Annotated in this window: 15 protein-coding genes and 1 pseudogene; 11 read left to right on the forward strand and 5 right to left on the reverse strand. The window is 36.5% G+C overall.

Translation table 11 applies throughout. From position 1 onward, the window contains the following. The first annotated feature begins 169 nt into the window (after nucleotides 1–169). Entirely contained in the window at nucleotides 170–745 is a 576-nt protein-coding gene (locus tag LOK41_RS11840; protein WP_241816623.1) for an NAD(P)H-dependent oxidoreductase, read from the forward strand. Continuing rightward, complete coding sequence (locus tag LOK41_RS11845) at nucleotides 742–1,095, forward strand: group-specific protein (protein WP_241816624.1); 354 nt, start codon at nucleotides 742–744, stop codon at nucleotides 1,093–1,095. The genes LOK41_RS11840 and LOK41_RS11845 overlap by 4 nt, the downstream gene beginning before the upstream one ends. 63 nt (nucleotides 1,096–1,158) lie before the next feature. Here the strand turns inward: LOK41_RS11845 and LOK41_RS11850 are convergent, their stop codons facing one another. The 4 genes from LOK41_RS11850 to LOK41_RS11865 form a co-directional block, all read right to left on the reverse strand. Further along, complete coding sequence (locus tag LOK41_RS11850; RefSeq protein WP_241816625.1) at nucleotides 1,159–2,505, reverse strand: short-chain fatty acid transporter; 1,347 nt, start codon at nucleotides 2,503–2,505, stop codon at nucleotides 1,159–1,161. A 102-nt stretch (nucleotides 2,506–2,607) separates the two neighbouring features. Further along, complete coding sequence (locus LOK41_RS11855; RefSeq protein WP_241816626.1) at nucleotides 2,608–3,870, reverse strand: serine hydrolase domain-containing protein; 1,263 nt, start codon at nucleotides 3,868–3,870, stop codon at nucleotides 2,608–2,610. Nucleotides 3,871–3,970: 100 nt separating this feature from the next. Then, the gene (locus tag LOK41_RS11860; RefSeq protein ID WP_241816627.1) at nucleotides 3,971–5,170 is read right to left on the reverse strand and encodes an MFS transporter; all 1,200 of its coding nucleotides are present in this window, start codon (nucleotides 5,168–5,170) and stop codon (nucleotides 3,971–3,973) included. Between the two features lie 14 nt (nucleotides 5,171–5,184). Next, on the reverse strand, nucleotides 5,185–5,604 hold the full coding sequence (locus LOK41_RS11865) for a MarR family winged helix-turn-helix transcriptional regulator (RefSeq protein WP_241816628.1): 420 nt from the start codon (nucleotides 5,602–5,604) through the stop codon (nucleotides 5,185–5,187). A gap of 174 nt (nucleotides 5,605–5,778) precedes the next feature. On the opposite strand from LOK41_RS11865, the gene phaZ reads away from it, so the two are divergent. The 7 genes and pseudogenes from phaZ (at nucleotide 5,779) to LOK41_RS11900 (ending at nucleotide 11,704) form a co-directional block, all read left to right on the forward strand. Beyond that, nucleotides 5,779–6,696 (forward strand): intracellular short-chain-length polyhydroxyalkanoate depolymerase, encoded by a 918-nt coding sequence (phaZ, locus tag LOK41_RS11870; protein ID WP_241816630.1) that lies wholly within the window; start codon nucleotides 5,779–5,781, stop codon nucleotides 6,694–6,696. 121 nt (nucleotides 6,697–6,817) lie between these two features. Continuing rightward, on the forward strand, nucleotides 6,818–8,014 hold the full coding sequence (locus tag LOK41_RS11875; RefSeq protein ID WP_241816631.1) for an MFS transporter: 1,197 nt from the start codon (nucleotides 6,818–6,820) through the stop codon (nucleotides 8,012–8,014). After that, nucleotides 7,998–8,198 (forward strand): NETI motif-containing protein, encoded by a 201-nt coding sequence (locus LOK41_RS11880; RefSeq protein ID WP_241816633.1) that lies wholly within the window; start codon nucleotides 7,998–8,000, stop codon nucleotides 8,196–8,198. The genes LOK41_RS11875 and LOK41_RS11880 overlap by 17 nt, the downstream gene beginning before the upstream one ends. Nucleotides 8,199–8,570: 372 nt before the next feature. Next, nucleotides 8,571–8,975: a hypothetical protein gene (locus tag LOK41_RS11885; RefSeq protein WP_481748805.1), complete on the forward strand. Its 405-nt coding sequence runs from the start codon at nucleotides 8,571–8,573 to the stop codon at nucleotides 8,973–8,975. A 128-nt stretch (nucleotides 8,976–9,103) separates the two neighbouring features. Then, nucleotides 9,104–10,234 (forward strand): annotated as a pseudogene (locus LOK41_RS11890) (hypothetical protein); the annotation flags it as partial. Next, the gene (locus LOK41_RS11895) at nucleotides 10,206–10,484 is read left to right on the forward strand and encodes a hypothetical protein (protein WP_241816634.1); all 279 of its coding nucleotides are present in this window, start codon (nucleotides 10,206–10,208) and stop codon (nucleotides 10,482–10,484) included. The pseudogene LOK41_RS11890 and the gene LOK41_RS11895, both read left to right, overlap by 29 nt. 377 nt (nucleotides 10,485–10,861) lie before the next feature. Continuing rightward, nucleotides 10,862–11,704 carry a DnaD domain protein gene (locus LOK41_RS11900; RefSeq protein WP_241816635.1) on the forward strand — a complete coding sequence of 281 codons (843 nt, stop codon included), beginning with the start codon at nucleotides 10,862–10,864 and terminating at the stop codon, nucleotides 11,702–11,704. Between the two features lie 133 nt (nucleotides 11,705–11,837). On the opposite strand, the gene LOK41_RS11905 is transcribed toward LOK41_RS11900, so the two are convergent. Then, nucleotides 11,838–12,659, reverse strand: coding sequence for an alpha/beta fold hydrolase (locus LOK41_RS11905; RefSeq protein ID WP_241816636.1), 822 nt, complete (start codon nucleotides 12,657–12,659; stop codon nucleotides 11,838–11,840). Nucleotides 12,660–13,299: 640 nt separating this feature from the next. Between LOK41_RS11905 and pulA the strand changes: the two genes are divergently transcribed. Then, nucleotides 13,300–15,870, forward strand: a complete 2,571-nt coding sequence (gene pulA / locus LOK41_RS11910; RefSeq protein WP_241816637.1) for a type I pullulanase — start codon at nucleotides 13,300–13,302, stop codon at nucleotides 15,868–15,870. Nucleotides 15,871–16,113: 243 nt separating this feature from the next. Further along, nucleotides 16,114–16,479, forward strand: coding sequence for a hypothetical protein (locus tag LOK41_RS11915; RefSeq protein ID WP_241816639.1), 366 nt, complete (start codon nucleotides 16,114–16,116; stop codon nucleotides 16,477–16,479). The last annotated feature ends 27 nt before the right edge of the window (nucleotides 16,480–16,506 follow it).

Genomic DNA, 16,506 nt, shown 5'->3' on the forward strand with positions numbered 1-16,506 from the left:
AAAGAGGCATTTCATTCGGCTATAAATGAAAAGAGACACCTTCGCCGAGTAGGTGTCAGTTGGTTTGCCAAATGGGTTTGCCAAATGGGCTTGCCACTTGACATGTAATAGAATATCACGCAAACTTTCGGAAGTCAAAAGGGAATTTAAGGAAAGGTGTTGTTTGAAGGTGAACATACTCATCGTCTATACACATCCCAATCCATCTAGTTTCAATGCATCCATTTTAGAACATGTGCAAAAAGGGCTTCAAGAGACGAATCATTCTGTTACATTGCTGGACCTTTATAAGGAACAATTTAATCCAGTACTTATTTTTAATGAAGATAAGAGAAGACGTGATTTAGCGTATGAAGAAGAGACAGAGAAATACAGAACATTAATCAAGGAAGCAGATTCTTTAATTTTTATTTATCCAATATGGTGGTGGGGAATGCCTGCTATTTTAAAGGGGTTTATCGATCGCGTTTTTGCTGCAGGGTTTGCATATAAATATGAAGGTGTAATGCCGAAAGGATTGCTTATAGGGAAAACAGCATGGGTTATTAATACTTTAGATTCACCTTTATGGTACGTGGCACTCTTATATCGCTCTGCTGATTGGGTGATTATGAAAAAGGGTATTTTACGATTTTGTGGTATACGTCAAATAAACCGTTCTGCTTTTCAGTCTGTAAAAACAAGTAAAGCAGAAAAACGTGAAAAGTGGCTTTTAGAAATACAAGAAAAGGCTAAAAAATTATGAGCGAAGTAGAAAATATATTGAGATGCTGTAAGCGGAATGATGATTTGTTTCGTACGTATATCGTTTGTTTACTTCAATTGAAACATCATAGCGAGGGTTTTCAAAAAATGTATCAAGAACTAAAAGCAGATTATTTAATAAGGGGAATTTGTGAACGGGAAGTTGATGGAATCGTTAAGGAAAGTAAAGAGTATAAAATGTATGAGTTACCGAAAATATTAAGATGGGATTTTTTGCGAAATCATCCATCGATGATTGAAACTGTTTGTACGACGTTATTTACATATAAAAGGTTAAATCTTTCATGTGAAGAATGGGGAAATGTAATTAGATGCATAGAAAACGAATGATTATCACTATAGTTATTATGTAAAAAAGCTAGTATAAAACTAGCTTTTTTACATTGCTTCGATTTAAATGATAAGGAAACATAAACCAATTACTACGCCAGCATAAAGGAGGTTAACAACACAAAATCCCATAATGTCACGTGCACCTAAACCGGCGATTGCTAATGCAGGTAATGCCCAGAAAGGTTGTATTAAGTTCGTCCAAGCGTCTCCCCATGCAATTGCCATTGCGGTTTTCGCAGCAGGTACACCAAGCTCAGCACCAGCTGGGATCATAATAGGAGCTTGTACAGCCCATTGACCGCCTCCAGATGGTACGAAAATGTTTACAATTCCTGCACTTAAAAACGTGAATAGAGGGAAGGTGGTTTCATTCGAAATGCTAATAAAGAAATTAGAAATTGCTCCTCCAAGTGAAAGACCTTCGCTGTTTGCTCCAATCATCATTCCCATAATTCCTGCGTAAAATGGAAATTGGAGTAGAATGCCAGATGCGCTTTTCGTCGAATCTGAAAAGGCGCGAATATATTGAATCGGAGTACGGTGAAAAATAAGGCCAGCAATTAACAGTATAAAAATAACGATATCAAGTGTCAGGTTAAAACCTTTCGTACTAAAATAATGAACAATATAAATAAGACCTAATAGTCCAACACATACCGTTATCCAAATGCTATTTTCCATTTTCTCAGCAAATGTCTGGGCTTCTACTTCTTGAGCAGCAGCTTCTTCTTGAAATACGCTAGGATCCACTGTAATCGTATGATTTTCATCCGGATGCATCGCCTTATTTATAAGTGGCATTGTTACTAAAAATATAAGTACAGGAACAAGCGCATATGGTGAAAATAACGTTTCTGTTATAGGGATGGCTTCCTTTATACTTCCAGCAGTTGTTTTAATTAATGTTTCGCCGCCAGATGCTAAAGTAAGCGGTATAGAGGCGGAAAGTCCCGCGTGCCAAATAAGAAATCCGGAATAAGAAGAAGCGATGGCAAGTCGATAATCTAAATTTTGTATGTGTTTTGCAACTTCCTTTGCATATAAAACAGACACTACAATGCCAAATCCCCAGTTTATGTATGCGTCAATTAAACTAACAATAGAAATAGCGATAATACCTTGTCCGCTTGTTTTCGGCAGTTGTGCAGCTTTTGCTAAGCCTTTGCGAATGAGCGGAGCGTTAGCTAATGCAGAACCTGTAACAAGTACAAGTGCCATTTGCATGGCGAAGGCTAAAAGTCCCCAAATTCTATTTCCCCAATGAGCAATCATTTCTACAGGCGATTGCTGCGTAGCGAACATGCCAAAGAAGATAACAAAAATTGTTAATAAACAAGATAAAATAAAGGGCTCTGGTAAAAAACGCTGCACAAGAGCAACACAACCATTTGTAAAAGAGCGAAACAAATTCATCAACTTCCTTAAGTTTTTTCTTTTACATATTCGCTGTGGGTAAAGAGATAACCTTTATTAAACTGAAGATTCAGATAAATTATAAAAGAAAAGCTTTCACCCTTGTGAAAGCTTTTCTAAGTGTTTGGCGATCTGTACATACATATTGGAATAAGTAGCATGGACATCATTACTTGGATTCGCATTTGATGAAAAATGTACAATGACCATATTCGCTTTAGGATCTATATAGAGACATTGCCCATAACTTCCTAATACTTCAAATGCGCCTTGTTCATTGTGAGGAATCCACCATTGATTATGATAAGAAATAGGTGCACCTTGTCCGATTGCTAATTCTCCTTCTTGTACACTCTTTACATTTTCAGAAATAGAGGAGGGGAGTACTTGCACGTCATTGTAGCGACCGTTATGTAAAATCAATTGTCCAAACTTCGCCATATCTCTTGCAGTGGCATTTAAACCGGCGCTTGCTTGTTCAACTCCTGTTTCATCTGTAACATAATACGCATTTTCTTCCATACCTATTTTGGACCAAATTTTCTCACTTACATTTTCAGTTAAGGATTTGCCAGTTACTGTCCGTATAATCCAGCCAAGTGTTTCAGATGAACCATTATTATAAGAAAATACAGTTCCAGGGGATGCCGTTTCTTTTGCTTCTTGTAACATATCATAAATTTTCATTGGGCCGTCATAGTTTTTGCCACGAGGAAGTATATTACTGGCTAAATACAACTGAGCATCCTGATTTTCTAGTCCTTGCTGCATATATCCATGTGTAGGGTATTCAGCAGAAACTTGCATGTCCATTAATTGTTGGATTGTTGCTTTGCCAAATGGTGTGTTTCGCAATTCTTTCACGTATGTTTCAGCAGTTTTATTGGCATCAATGAGTTTTTCTTCCGTTAATGATTGTATAAGTGCACCAGTAAATACTTTCGCTAAAGAAGCCATTCCATGCGGTTCATTTTGTTTATATCCATTGAAATACTGTTCATAAACAAGTTTTCCGTTATGCACGACGACAAAGGCATCTGTTTTATTCTCATCTAACAGTTTCTTTAACGGAATATTGCCTCCGTATTCTTTTTTAACAGAGAAATCATCTAAGTTTTGTAGTGCAGTAGGGAATGTTGCTACTTGCATAGGATTGTTTTTCACTTCACTTGTTAACGCTAGTTCTTTCATATGTGTGTATGACCAGCGTAAATAAGGATCTTGTAACCAATTTTCTTTTGTTACGTTCTCTTTAGAAGGAGAGACTTTATTTTGTTTAAGAAATGCAAATCCAAGCCCAGTTAGGATAAACAATAGTGTAAGTATGATTAATAAAAGGGGAGATTTTTTTAAGTTCATCTATGTACCTCCTTGTTATTTCTATAGTAAGTATACGCTCGTTTTCTTAGAAATACAAAATAAGGAAAGTAAACAGAGGAGTTTACTTTCCTTATTAACACTAAGCTGATAATTTTTTGTCTGTATGTTGCTTTTTGAATTTTTGTTTTCTGCCATGTAGGAAGTAATAAATAAGTAATGTAAACGCAACGATAATGGCAGCAACGAAATACATATTATGATAGCTTGATTGTGCAGCTACGATACCAAGTACAAAGGAACCGAAACCAATACCGCTATCAAAGAATGAAAAATAAGTAGCTGTTGCTGAGCCGCGTCGATGGTTTGGAGCTGCGGAAATAGCAATCGTTTGGAAACTTGGAATCAATGTTCCGTAGCCTAAACCAATTAATACACCTGCACCAAGGAACCAAAATGACGTTTGTGCTTGGCTTAAGATGAACATTCCGATTGTAAAAATAATAATGGAAGGATAAACAAGTATATTTTCACCGAAATGATCAAATATCTTTCCTGTAAATGGACGAGAAAGAACAACAACAAGTGCGTAAACGATAAAGAAGTAACTTGCAACTTCCTCTACACCAATTTCTTTTGCGTAAATAGGAATAAAAGATAATATGCCACTATAAGAAAATGCTAAAACAAATCCTGTAAGAGCAATTGGAACGGAAGCAGGTTCAATTAAATCTTTCCATTTCATTCGTTCGCGTTTTTGTTTATTTACTGGTTTTTCATGTGGAATATTTACAAGTAAACCTAGTAGGAATGCTAATAATGAAAATACAGAACAAACGATAAACAGAACTGTAAATGAAAAATGTGAAATAATCGTTAAACCTAAAAAAGGACCGATTACCATCGGCAGACTCATAAATACACCAAAATAGGCAAGTGCTTCACCGCGGCGATGAGGTGGTGCGACGTCTGTGACAATTGTACCTGTTGCTGTAGTCGCCATTCCAAACCCAATCCCGTGAAGGAAGCGAAGGGCAAGTAATAAGAATAAACTTTGTGCACCAAAATACATGACGGTAGCAGCTAAAAATAAGGAAAGAGAAATAAATAAGATCTTCTTTCTCCCTAAATCGTCAAGCCACTTCCCGGTAAACGGACGGCATAGGACAGAAGAAATAAGGAATACAGTTGCGACTAAACCAATTTCTTCAGGTTTTCCTTTCAATCCGTCTATTACATAGACGGGCAGGGTGGTCATAAGCATGTAAAACGTTAAAAAGAGAAACAGACTACTAAAACAAGTTCCAAGGAAGTCCTTCGTCCAAAGTCTCTCACTTTGCATCGTCATCCCTCCTATTAATCATCTAAATTTTTAATAATTTTTTGTAGTACTTGAAATGCTCGTTGCAAATCTTCTTCATCAATATTTTGCAACGTTTTTTCTTCGAAAGTATCAACTTCTTCTTGCCATACTGGAATCATTTTCAGTGCTGTTTCTGATAAGGAAATGAGCTTTTCACGGCGATCTTTTCCTTCCGTTCGAATAATCCAGCCCATCGTTTCCATACGCGTTAATGTACGAGTCATCGTTGGAGATTCAACGTTTAAGTATTGACATAACTCAGTTTGTGTACAAGGCCCTGTTTGGTTGATGCGGAAAATGACAGCCCACTGTGCACTAAATAAACCTGTTGGTGACACACGTTCATTAAATTTTTTCGTAAACTTACGAGAAGTTTGACTGACAATGTGAAAAAAATGCTGTTTTTCGTCCATTTGTTTGATCCTTTCAAATTAGTTACCTAGCTAACTATATACCCTTTTGCCAAAATTGTCTAGTGACGGACATGTTGTTTTATGTAAAAATTTTGTATCGTTTTTGTGTTGAGAACATACATTCTGCATGGTATGCTAAAGGTAAGTTTAGAATTTTCTTTCTATTAAAAGTGAATGGGGGAGCTTGTGATGATTAAGCCTGCAACAATGGAGTTTGTTTCGCTGTTAAATGGAGAAACGATTGCATATCAAAAAGTTGGAAGGCAAAGTAAAGAAATACTTGTACTGATTCATGGGAATATGACATCCTCACAGCATTGGGATTTAGTTATTGAGAAACTACAGGACGAATATCATATTTATGCGATTGATTTGAGGGGATTCGGGAAATCGACATACCATAAACCAATAAACTCATTACAAGATTTTGCAGATGATTTCAAGCTATTTATAGATGAACTACAATTGAAGAAGTTTTCACTGATGGGCTGGTCAATGGGTGGTGGTGTTGCGATGGAGTTTGCAGCTTGTTATCCAGAGTACGTAGAAAAGTTGATTTTGGTTGAATCAGTTGGAATGAAAGGCTACCCGATCTTTAAAAAAGATATAAATGGTCAACCAATTGGTTCTTCTCTATTAAAAACAAAAGAAGAAATTGCACAAGATCCTGTTCAAATTGCTCCTGTACTAGATGCAATTAAAAATATGAACAAGCTCTATTATCGAACGGTTTGGGACTTACTCATTTACACGCATAATAAACCGGAACCAGAGCGTTATGAAAAGTACTTAGATGATATGTTAACGCAGCGTAATTTTGTAGATGTGAACTACGCTTTAATTACATTTAATATTTCAGATGAACATAATGGTGTTGTGCCTGGAAATGGACATATTCATCAATTGCAAGTGCCGACACTCGTTTTACAAGGAGATCGTGATTACGTTGTTCCGCAAGTAGTCGGAGAAGAATTAGCGAAGCATCTCCCCAATGCAAAGTTAACTATATTAAAAGATTGTGGACATTCACCGTTTATCGATTGCTTAGATGAATTTATTCAGCATGTTACAAATTGGTTGGAACATAAATAAGCCGAACATATAAAAGGAAGTTAGAGGCGGGTTTTCTAACTTCTTTTTATATTCTTACACATTGTTGTTCAAAACGTTTATAATGGAGGTCGGTGAACATATAAAGGGAAGAGGGAAGCGGATGTCAATACAATTTACATTTTGGATTATGGTTGGAATTGTTGCGATTTCTGGGTTATCACAAGGGATGTTATTACCTGCCATCGCAATGATTTTTGAGCAAGAAGGGATTCGCTCTAGTTTTAATGGTCTTCATGCAACTGCGTTATACATTGGCATTTTATTTATTTCGCCGTGGCTTGAAAAACCGATGCAACGGTTTGGAATGAAACCGATTATCGTAATCGGTGGTTTTCTCGTTATTATTTCATTATTCTTTTTTACACAAACATTTTCATTTTGGGCATGGTTTATCCTGCGATTTCTAGTTGGTGTAGGAGACCATATGTTGCATGTCGGAACACAAACGTGGATTACAACGACAGCTGACCCTAGTAAAATCGGAAGACAAGTCTCTATATATGGAGTCTTTTTTGGTATTGGTTTTGCGGTAGGCCCATATTTAGCGAGCACTGTCCAATACGGACTTGCAACGCCATTTATTGTATCGACAATTCTTTGTTTAATTGGATGGCTATTGCTATTACCAACTAAAAATGCCTTTCCAGAGCAAGATCATAAAGGAGAGAAAAATGAATCATCACTTTCTCGTTACAAACAAGTATTTGTTCTTGCATGGATTGCGCTAATGGGACCTTTAGCGTACGGCGTACTAGAAGCAATGTTAAATAGTAATCTGCCAGTATATGCACTTCGAAAAGGATGGTCTGTCTCTGATGTATCTTTCTTATTACCTGCATTTGCAATAGGAGGAATTATTACGCAAATCCCGCTTGGTATATTAAGTGATAAATATGGAAGAGATCGCATTTTAACGTGGACATTCAGCATCAGTACAATCATTTTCTTACTTGCTGCAGTATTTGACGGGTATTATTGGATTGTATTTGGATGTATGCTATTAGCTGGAATGGTAATTGGTTCATGTTTCTCTTTAGGGCTTGGCTTTATGACGGATTTATTACCAAGACATTTACTTCCAGCTGGAAATATATTATCCGGAATCGCCTTTAGTATGGGAAGTATTATAGGGCCTGTATTAGGAGGTATATTTATAGAAAAAATACAGTATACAAGCTTTTTTATAGCGGTTATGATGATAATGGCAATTATTGCACTTCTATATATCGCATATATGAAAAGTCAATCCGCATCAAGACAAATAGAAAGTAGGTTAGGGCATGACAAAACAACCTAAAAAGAAAAAATTTGAAGTACAAGAGAATGAAACAATTACAGATTGTTTAGCACGTATGGAACAAGAAGGATATGCGCCTTCACGCCGCATGGAAGAGCCAATCTTTCATGAAGTGAAGAAAGATGGACAAACAGTTGTAGAGCCGTGCGGGAGAAGAATTGTGTTTGAAGGAAAATTGAAGTGAGGAGAGGTCGTGAAAATGACCTCTTTTTTTTATCCCGCACTAACGGGCAGTAATACTCCCACCTCAAAATTCGGCGGGAGCAAAGAAGTTAGGTGGGAGATAAACTGCCCGTAAAGGCCCGATTGGTTCAACTAATAATCATTGGGGGATAAGGAAAACCCCCAATGATTAAAGTTTCACTTTATGGGGTAGTAATCAATGCTATCTTATTTTCTGTAAGTCATATAGAGGAGCGTTTCATCTTAATAAATGGTGAAATATTCACATGAAATTACTTATCCAAGAAAAATTTTGAAAATAATTACAAGGTAGATTGTATGTAAAGTATTGAAAAACCGATTATTTTATTAGGGGAAATAAAGGAGGACAAACTTGGGAGAGCATTTGATAGATTCCATTGGTAACTTTCTTCATATTTCATATACAGATAGTGAACGAAAGCGGGATAATTACGATAAACTACATGGATATTTACAAGCGAAAGAAAGTAAACTGAGAACTTTAATCGAGCAAGCGGAATCAGCAAAGCGTAGTTACGAAGGAAGCAGTCATGGATTGCCACAAGATAAAATTCCTGCCCGTGAATTTGAAGCAGCTCGACACAAGAAAGATTCGGAATTAACCGAGACGATAAATTATTTTCGCAAAATGCTAGGAGACGTTACGTCTGCTAAAAATAAAGCGTATTACAAGTGGGAGGAATATAAAGCAAAAGCAGATGCGGAAAATAAAGCTGAAGCAGAAGCAGCGGCTAATGCGTTAAAGAATTTATTTTGAAAATAAGTGAAGATAAAGAAGTATGGAATACGATGGGGGAATAGAAATGCACGGTAAAGAAATCGGAATTTCTGGAAGCGAAGCGTTAAATGCTATTTCTTATGCTGAGCAAATTGAAAAAGGGGTAAGAGGGAATATGCCGGCATAAGGCGGAAGCGGTATGTTGGTATCAAAAAGAGAAAGGAATCTCGCATGAAGCGAAACAGATGCCTCCTCTTATCATTGCGCCGGATAAGCTATCTATTTTCAAAGAGATGATTGAGCAAGTTGTTCACTTGGGGTTAACGAGACTTACCGAAAATACAATCTATGAAATAGAACAACTTTCTGTAAAAGCGCGTTCTTTGAAACTAGCAAAGTTAGAAAATTTATTTCGTAAGCTCGGAGCCGATATTAGGCTATACCGGATGAAACATGCATCTTTTCAAATGGCATCCTATCGGCAAACGCTGTCCGCGATTTATGAATACATTTTGCTCTTGGAGCGTCACCGTCTGCAAGAGAGTCCGTTTCGTTCGGAATATTATGAAGTTCCACCGCTTACTTTGCATGCTTTTGGCGCATCTGGCTGGCAAACGAAATCTGGTTATGTTGGTGTGACGTATTATTTCTATAATCGAGAACAGGAAAAGTGGATCACATACACACAGTCACGCCCCATGTTTTATGAAGGGAGCAGCACAACTCCTGAAGACCTCCATGAAAGGCAAGTTCCATGGGGAATTGCAGGGAAAGAATACGAATTGTCTCGTTCATCTTTCGAGTTGAAGCAGGCAAAACTTAACGCCGATTTTCAACTGTCATCTAGCTCACAGACGGTAGGAGAAGTGGAAGGGAAAACAAATGTGGCAGAGTGGCAATCTCTCTTTTTAACCTCATGGGAAGACTTACTAAAAAAAGTAAAAGAGCACAGGTTAGAGGCAAATAAACAAGGAGTCTTTTGTATCGAAGTTGCTGAAATAGGAGATTGGCTGTTTCAGAAGCAAGAACAAAAATGGATCGTACCTCTTATCGATAAGAATGGTAAAACATTGCAAATGCAAATGATGAAACGACCAGAAAACGAGCGGATGATTCGACTTGTAAAAATATATATGGACTCGCTATATGTAAAGAAAATGTTAGTCCACCCTTATCAAGAAGGAACAAAGCTCGTTGTTACACCTGTCATTTTATATACAGAAACAGGAGAGGTTATAAATATTACACTCAATGAAGGAGAAACGTTCTATGATAGAGTTAGTACGCATAATCGATGAATTGGAACAAGCTCTAGATGAGATGCTTGTCTCAGGAGCAGGGATTGTACCTCCTTCTTTTTTTCAAGATATAAAAAGAGAATGCGAAAAGTATGGTCTTTCCTATGCTGCCGCGCAGCTACTTGTCATAGAGAAAGAACGAAACAAGGCCCGCTTTCTTCATAAAGAAGAAACAGGCAAACTGACGGAAGCGTTTTGTAAGTTACAGGAATATATTCAAGTTGTAAAGGCTGAAATGCTGCATATATGATTTAGCTTTGGATAAGGCGTATCTTTTGTCACTTCTTTATGATTTAGTCGCTCATAAAGAAGTGACAATTTTATAAGTTTTTAAGAAGATGACATACTCATGCATGTAATAAAAGAACCCCCATATAAGCCCCTTCCAAGCCCTTTATAAACCACTACCAAATAATAAATCATTAAATAAACAAAAGAAAAAACAACTACAAGAACAAAAAGAATTTCAAAAAAATTATAAAAACAACTACAAGAAAATAAAAAAGTAGTATTCTCGTACTAGTAAAAAATTATAAAATAAATTCACAAAATTCCTTCCTGTAATCCTATATATAGTAAGGAGTTACCAATTCTATATGTATCACTAAAAGGACGGGAGGAAGAAACATGGGAGTATACCGGAGTGTACAGGTGAATTTTTGGCAAGATGAGTTTGTGCTTGATTTAACGCCAGAGGAGCGCTACTTTTATATGTATTTGCTGACATGTTCGAAGACGAGACAATGCGGAATTTACCCACTGCCACTACGTTTGGTAGAGGTGGAAACGGGGTATAATCGTGAAACGGTTGAGAAGTTGTTACAGCGGTTTGTTACGTATGGAAAGATATTATATGACGTGAATACAAAAGAGTTATATGTTCTCAATTGGTTACGTTATAATCCTGTTACGAATACGAACATAGAAAAGTGTGTGTTACGTGAGTTAAAGACTGTGAAAAATAGTGAATTTGTACATATGTTTCTTCAAAGATGCCTCGAGGAAGAGTTGAATATTCCGCTATTGTTAGAACATTTCGGAATGCCGGTTGAAGTATCTGATAGGATTCCGCAAGAAGTTGTTCAAGAATGTGAAGTGAATGAGGTAGTAGAGGAAGAAATAGAAGAAGTGAATCCAGGTAGTAGTGTATACACATTTTATGAACAAAATTTCGGTAGTTTGTCATCTTATGCAGTGGAAATATTAAGTGAATGGATGGGCAAGTTATCAGAAGAGCTCGTATTAAAAGCACTCCAAATTGCGTATGAAAATAATAAGCGAAATTGGCATGGGAAAGAATATACGAAACTCGGTGAAGTAGAAGAAGCGGCGGTGAAGTTTAGAAAGATGGAGCCGTCTGGTATTTATGAGACGGAGGAATTTTTGAAAGAATGTGAAGAGTGGGAGAAGAATGTACCATCTGAGGAAGAATTGCAGAAGTTTTTGCAGGAACAAGGATGGAAGCCGTGAGAGTTTAACATGTTGAGGCTGAATAAATGGTATTAAGATTTTTACTTTTAATGTTTAGGGATGATTCCGATGAATAGTAGTTCTGAAATAAATAAAAACTAACAAAATGAAATTTGCTAGTTTTTATTTGTTCTTATAAATGTGAAGAACAAATCTCGTGTAACTTCTCAGCAAACTCTTTATGATGACTCGTGTTATAGCCCCCATGATGCCCAGGGAATTCTATGACCTCTGTTCCTAATTGTACTGTTAATGCGACTGCGCAGCGATAAGCGAAAAAATCCTGTGAAACACTTCCACCGGCTGGAAGCACCTGCATTGGTACAGATTTTAATGCAGTCTTCAAAGCGCCAATATCTAATGAATAATTGAGAATTCCGGGTATTTCATACTCAACGAAATACGCTGAATTACTAAGCATCCGCTCTGTTTGCCCATCTTTCGGTTGTTTTGGATTGTTAGTGTCCGCTCCTACATTTGATAATAATTTTATGACTTCACTTTGATGATTTTTCTTCAGGTCTTCCATGAATTTTCTAGCCTGCATCTGCTCATCACCGAATAAAAGTTGCAATAAGACGGGTTCGTGAGGGATTAGTAGCTTTACCTGCGCCGGATAGCGTATGCACAGATCAAGTCCGATAACAGCACCAGAGCTACTTCCAAATACGTATGCCGGTTCATCGGTCAGTTTAGCTAGCAGACGGTGTGCGTCGTCACTGTGTGTTTCTACGCGGTAACCCTCAGTTTGATTGGTTAGATTACTACGGGAATGACCCCGGCGGTCGTAGGTAACAACTGTATACCAATCAGCAAGATGGTCAGCGATTTTAAGGAATTTATCAGCGTCACCACCACCGCCATGGATCATTAGAAGCACAGGCCCTTCTCCGCGAATTTCATAGTAGATGCTCGCTCCAGGCACTTGCAATGTTCCATTCTTCACTATAGTCATTTGTAAACTCTCTCCTTTCTCTTATCTATCAAAAAATGAATAAGAGATTCCATTTTCATCGTTATTAACTATAATCGGTAATCCTCTTTACTTTATATGATTGGTGAATGATATAAAATGCAGAAATTGACTAAGAAACAAAGTCACCATATCTCAACGTCTGATCAAATTGTTACTTTGAAATATTGTAGGATTTATTATAATTTCGGAATGATATATAGGGTGGGGATTTATATTGGGACGGACAGGTGAAAATACTGTAGCGCTTATAGGTATATTTATAGGGATATTTAGTACAATAGATTTGTTTCTTGAAATATGTGCACAGTATAAAAACAGAAAATTAATAATATATTGACCTTTTTATAGTTCGTACTATAAAATTGAAAGCGATAACAAACGTTTTCTTTAGAATGATTTCTAGGATCTTTTGATATTTAGAGGTATAAAGAGGAATAAGTAACTCTTTTTTAAAAATTTAATGCAAACGTTTTCGTTAATTTTCATTTCTTTTTACCTTGGATTTTTCTATTAGAAGATCATTGAAATAAAAACGTTCAATAAGGGGGGATTATAAAAGAGATTTCTAGACTCATTTAAGCGGTTATACTTAGTAATGTTTTAAGAAGGGGTGTATTGGATGCATATTACAAAAAAAATAATAAACAAGACGTTTTTACTACTTACTGTAATTGCTTTGCTATTATCTGGTTTTTCGTTTCAGAGTGCACAAGCAGAATCAAATACGAAAACAACTGAAATTATCGTTCATTATAAGGAGAAGGCTGGAGATACAAAAGACTGGAATCTTTGGATGTGGACTGAAAATGCGAGTGGTAGCTCCTATGAATTTACTGGGGAAGATGAGTTTGGTAAGTATGCTAAGGTGAAAATAGATGGTCAGTATAATCGTGTCGGATTTATCGTTCGTACGAATGACTGGGAAAAAGACGGTGGGGATCGTTGGATTGAAAATATTAAGGATGGCCGTGCTGAAGTATGGGTTCTTTCTGGCGATGATAAATTATACGATTCCAAGCCTTCTTCTGAACTTTCTATTCAGAAGGCCACTATTGATAGCTTCAATGAAATCACTGTAACTACCAATGCTCCGTTCAATATTAAGGAGCAAAAAATTGAAATTGAGGGCGTTAACATTGAGAAAGTTAGTCCTTATGATACAAATGGTGGAGATATTACCAATAAGGTCAAAATCATTACAGAAAAGAATCTTGATGTAAAACAAACATACAAAATCAAAATGGGAAATGCCATTGAAGCTCATACTGAAATTGGTAAAGTAATTCGTAGCGAGGAATTTGATCATTTATTTTATTATGATGGAAATGATCTAGGGAATATATATACACCGCGGGAAACAAAGTTCCGTTTGTGGGCTCCAACTGCGAGCGAGGCAAAGTTGGTTACTTACAAAGAATGGAATGATGAAAAAGGTACTGAAATCAACATGGATCAAGCTGAAAAAGGAACTTGGACTGCAAAACTTACAGGTGATCAAAAAGGCCTATTTTATACATATAAGGTGAAGATTGGAGAGAAATGGACTGAGGCCGTTGATCCATATGTGCGTGCTGCTTCTGTTAATGGTGATAAAGGTGCAGTCATTGATTTAAAAGAAACAAATCCGAAAAATTGGAAGGGGAATAAAAAGCCGAAATTTAAAAATCCAGAAGATGCTATTATTTATGAGTTGCAAGTACGTGATCTTTCCATTCAACCTGAAAGTGGTATTAAACAAAAAGGAAAATATCTTGGTGTTACGGAAAAAGGAACGAGAGGACCAGGTGGCGTAAGAACAGGTCTTGATCATATTAAAGATCTTGGGGTTACTCATGTCCAGTTTTTACCGATATTTGATTATGCTTCAGTAAATGAAGAAAAATTAAATGAACCACAATATAACTGGGGATACGATCCGAAAAATTACAATGTACCAGAAGGCTCGTATTCTACCAATCCTTATGAGCCGACTGTTCGAATTACTGAATTAAAGCAGATGATTCAAACACTTCATGATAATAAACTTCGTGTTGTAATGGATGTTGTATATAATCATATGTACAATGCGGCTGAATCTAATTTTCACAAGTTAGTTCCAGGGTATTATTATCGTTACAATGAGGATGGCTCACTCGCAAATGGAACAGGTGTAGGGAATGATACGGCTTCTGAACGAAAGATGATGAGGAAATTTATAATAGATTCCGTCGTGTATTGGGCGAAAGAGTATAATTTAGACGGGTTCCGTTTTGATTTGATGGGTATTCATGATGTCGACACAATGAATGCGATCCGTAAAGCTATTAATCAAATTGATACTTCTATTATTCTTCATGGAGAAGGCTGGGATTTAAATACTCCTTTGGCACCTGAGTTAAAAGCAAATCAAAAAAATGCGGAGAAAATGAACGGAATCGCTCATTTTAATGACGATATACGTGATGGATTGAAAGGAAGCGTATTTGGGGATAAGGATAATGGTTTTGTGAACGGAATGCAAAACATGGAAGAGCGCATGAAAAAAGGAATTACGGCTGGTATGGATTATGATAAAAATGTGTCTACTTATCAGGATCCTGAGCAAGTTCTAACGTATGTTGAAGCACATGATAACCATACATTATGGGATAAGCTTGAGTTGACGAATCCTGGCGACAGTGAAGAAGTACGTAAACAAATGCACAAGTTATCTTCTTCTATCATATTGACATCGCAAGGAGTTTCATTCTTGCATGCAGGGCAAGAGTTCATGCGTACAAAATATGGTGACCATAATAGCTACAAATCTCCTGATTCGATTAACCAGATGGATTGGGTGCGCCGTGCAGCATTCGATAAAGAAGTAGAGTATATGAAAGGCTTAATAGAGCTGCGTAACAAGTATTCAGCTTTTCACATGACAACTGCTGAACAAATTAAAAAACATGTAACGTTCATGGATGCGCCAAAAAATGTTGTAGCTTATACAATAGATGGCAAAGCAAATGGTAATAAAAACGAATATTTTGTTGTAGCTCATAATGCGAATAGAGAAGCTGTAGAAATAACACTTCCATCAAAAGGTCCTTGGAAAGTGTTAGTAGATGGTGAACGTGCAGGAAGTAAAGCGCTGTATGTTGTTCATGATAATAAGATGAAGGTTCCTGCATTAAGTTCATTTGTTTTGAAAACAGAAAAACCAATTAAATAAGCATAGAGGATGTAAAAGAAAATTTTGTTTGAAATAAACAGTACCTACATCGGGATTGCAAAAGGTTCTTTGTTATAGACTATAAAGTAAAAGGTAAAAATACTCATCTTCCTATTAATAAATGAATCTCAAATATGATAATATGTATATTGTGGAAAAAAGATGAAAAATTGTAGAAAATATACTAAACGAAAAAGTGGGAATCTTTTTATTAGATGAACAAAAGTTTAAGGGGAGCTTAAAATGAGTATAAAAGTAATAAGGGCAACAGGAATGATGGGCGGAGCTACAAGAGTGGCTTTAAAAGTGGATAATGAAGTGGTAATGAAATTAGAAAATAATGAAGAATACACGCTTCCTTCTGATGTAAAAGAAGCAAAGATAAAAGCAAATCAATTGTTTTTCGGAAGTAAAGAAAAGCAAGTGAAAAGTGGCGATATAGTCGAAATTAAGATTAATGGTCTAGCGATGCTATTGTTTATGGTATCGTTAATAGCGGTGTTATTTGGTTCCATGATTGGTCCTAATGTTATTTTGTTTGGTGTAATCGGCTGTTTGGTAACGCTTGTCTATTCATTAAATAATTGGTTCACGTTAGAAGTTAAATAATCGGAAACAGCAGAGATTTTAAAAACT

Origin of the sequence: Bacillus sp. TL12, assembly GCF_022625245.1 — a bacterium.
In the GTDB taxonomy this organism is placed as follows: domain Bacteria; phylum Bacillota; class Bacilli; order Bacillales; family Bacillaceae_G; genus Bacillus_A.

Bases quoted from the DNA above. Each gene is read 5' to 3' on its own strand.
- LOK41_RS11845 (WP_241816624.1), top strand. From the start codon at position 742: ATGAGCGAAGTAGAAAATATATTGAGATGCTGTAAGCGGAATGATGAT.
- LOK41_RS11855 (WP_241816626.1), bottom strand. From the start codon at position 3,870: ATGAACTTAAAAAAATCTCCCCTTTTATTAATCATACTTACACTATTG.
- LOK41_RS11860 (WP_241816627.1), bottom strand. From the start codon at position 5,170: ATGCAAAGTGAGAGACTTTGGACGAAGGACTTCCTTGGAACTTGTTTT.
- LOK41_RS11865 (WP_241816628.1), bottom strand. From the start codon at position 5,604: ATGGACGAAAAACAGCATTTTTTTCACATTGTCAGTCAAACTTCTCGT.
- phaZ (WP_241816630.1), top strand. From the start codon at position 5,779: ATGGGGGAGCTTGTGATGATTAAGCCTGCAACAATGGAGTTTGTTTCG.
- LOK41_RS11875 (WP_241816631.1), top strand. From the start codon at position 6,818: ATGTCAATACAATTTACATTTTGGATTATGGTTGGAATTGTTGCGATT.
- LOK41_RS11880 (WP_241816633.1), top strand. From the start codon at position 7,998: ATGACAAAACAACCTAAAAAGAAAAAATTTGAAGTACAAGAGAATGAA.
- LOK41_RS11895 (WP_241816634.1), top strand. From the start codon at position 10,206: ATGATAGAGTTAGTACGCATAATCGATGAATTGGAACAAGCTCTAGAT.
- LOK41_RS11900 (WP_241816635.1), top strand. From the start codon at position 10,862: ATGGGAGTATACCGGAGTGTACAGGTGAATTTTTGGCAAGATGAGTTT.
- LOK41_RS11905 (WP_241816636.1), bottom strand. From the start codon at position 12,659: ATGACTATAGTGAAGAATGGAACATTGCAAGTGCCTGGAGCGAGCATC.
- pulA (WP_241816637.1), top strand. From the start codon at position 13,300: ATGCATATTACAAAAAAAATAATAAACAAGACGTTTTTACTACTTACT.
- LOK41_RS11915 (WP_241816639.1), top strand. From the start codon at position 16,114: ATGAGTATAAAAGTAATAAGGGCAACAGGAATGATGGGCGGAGCTACA.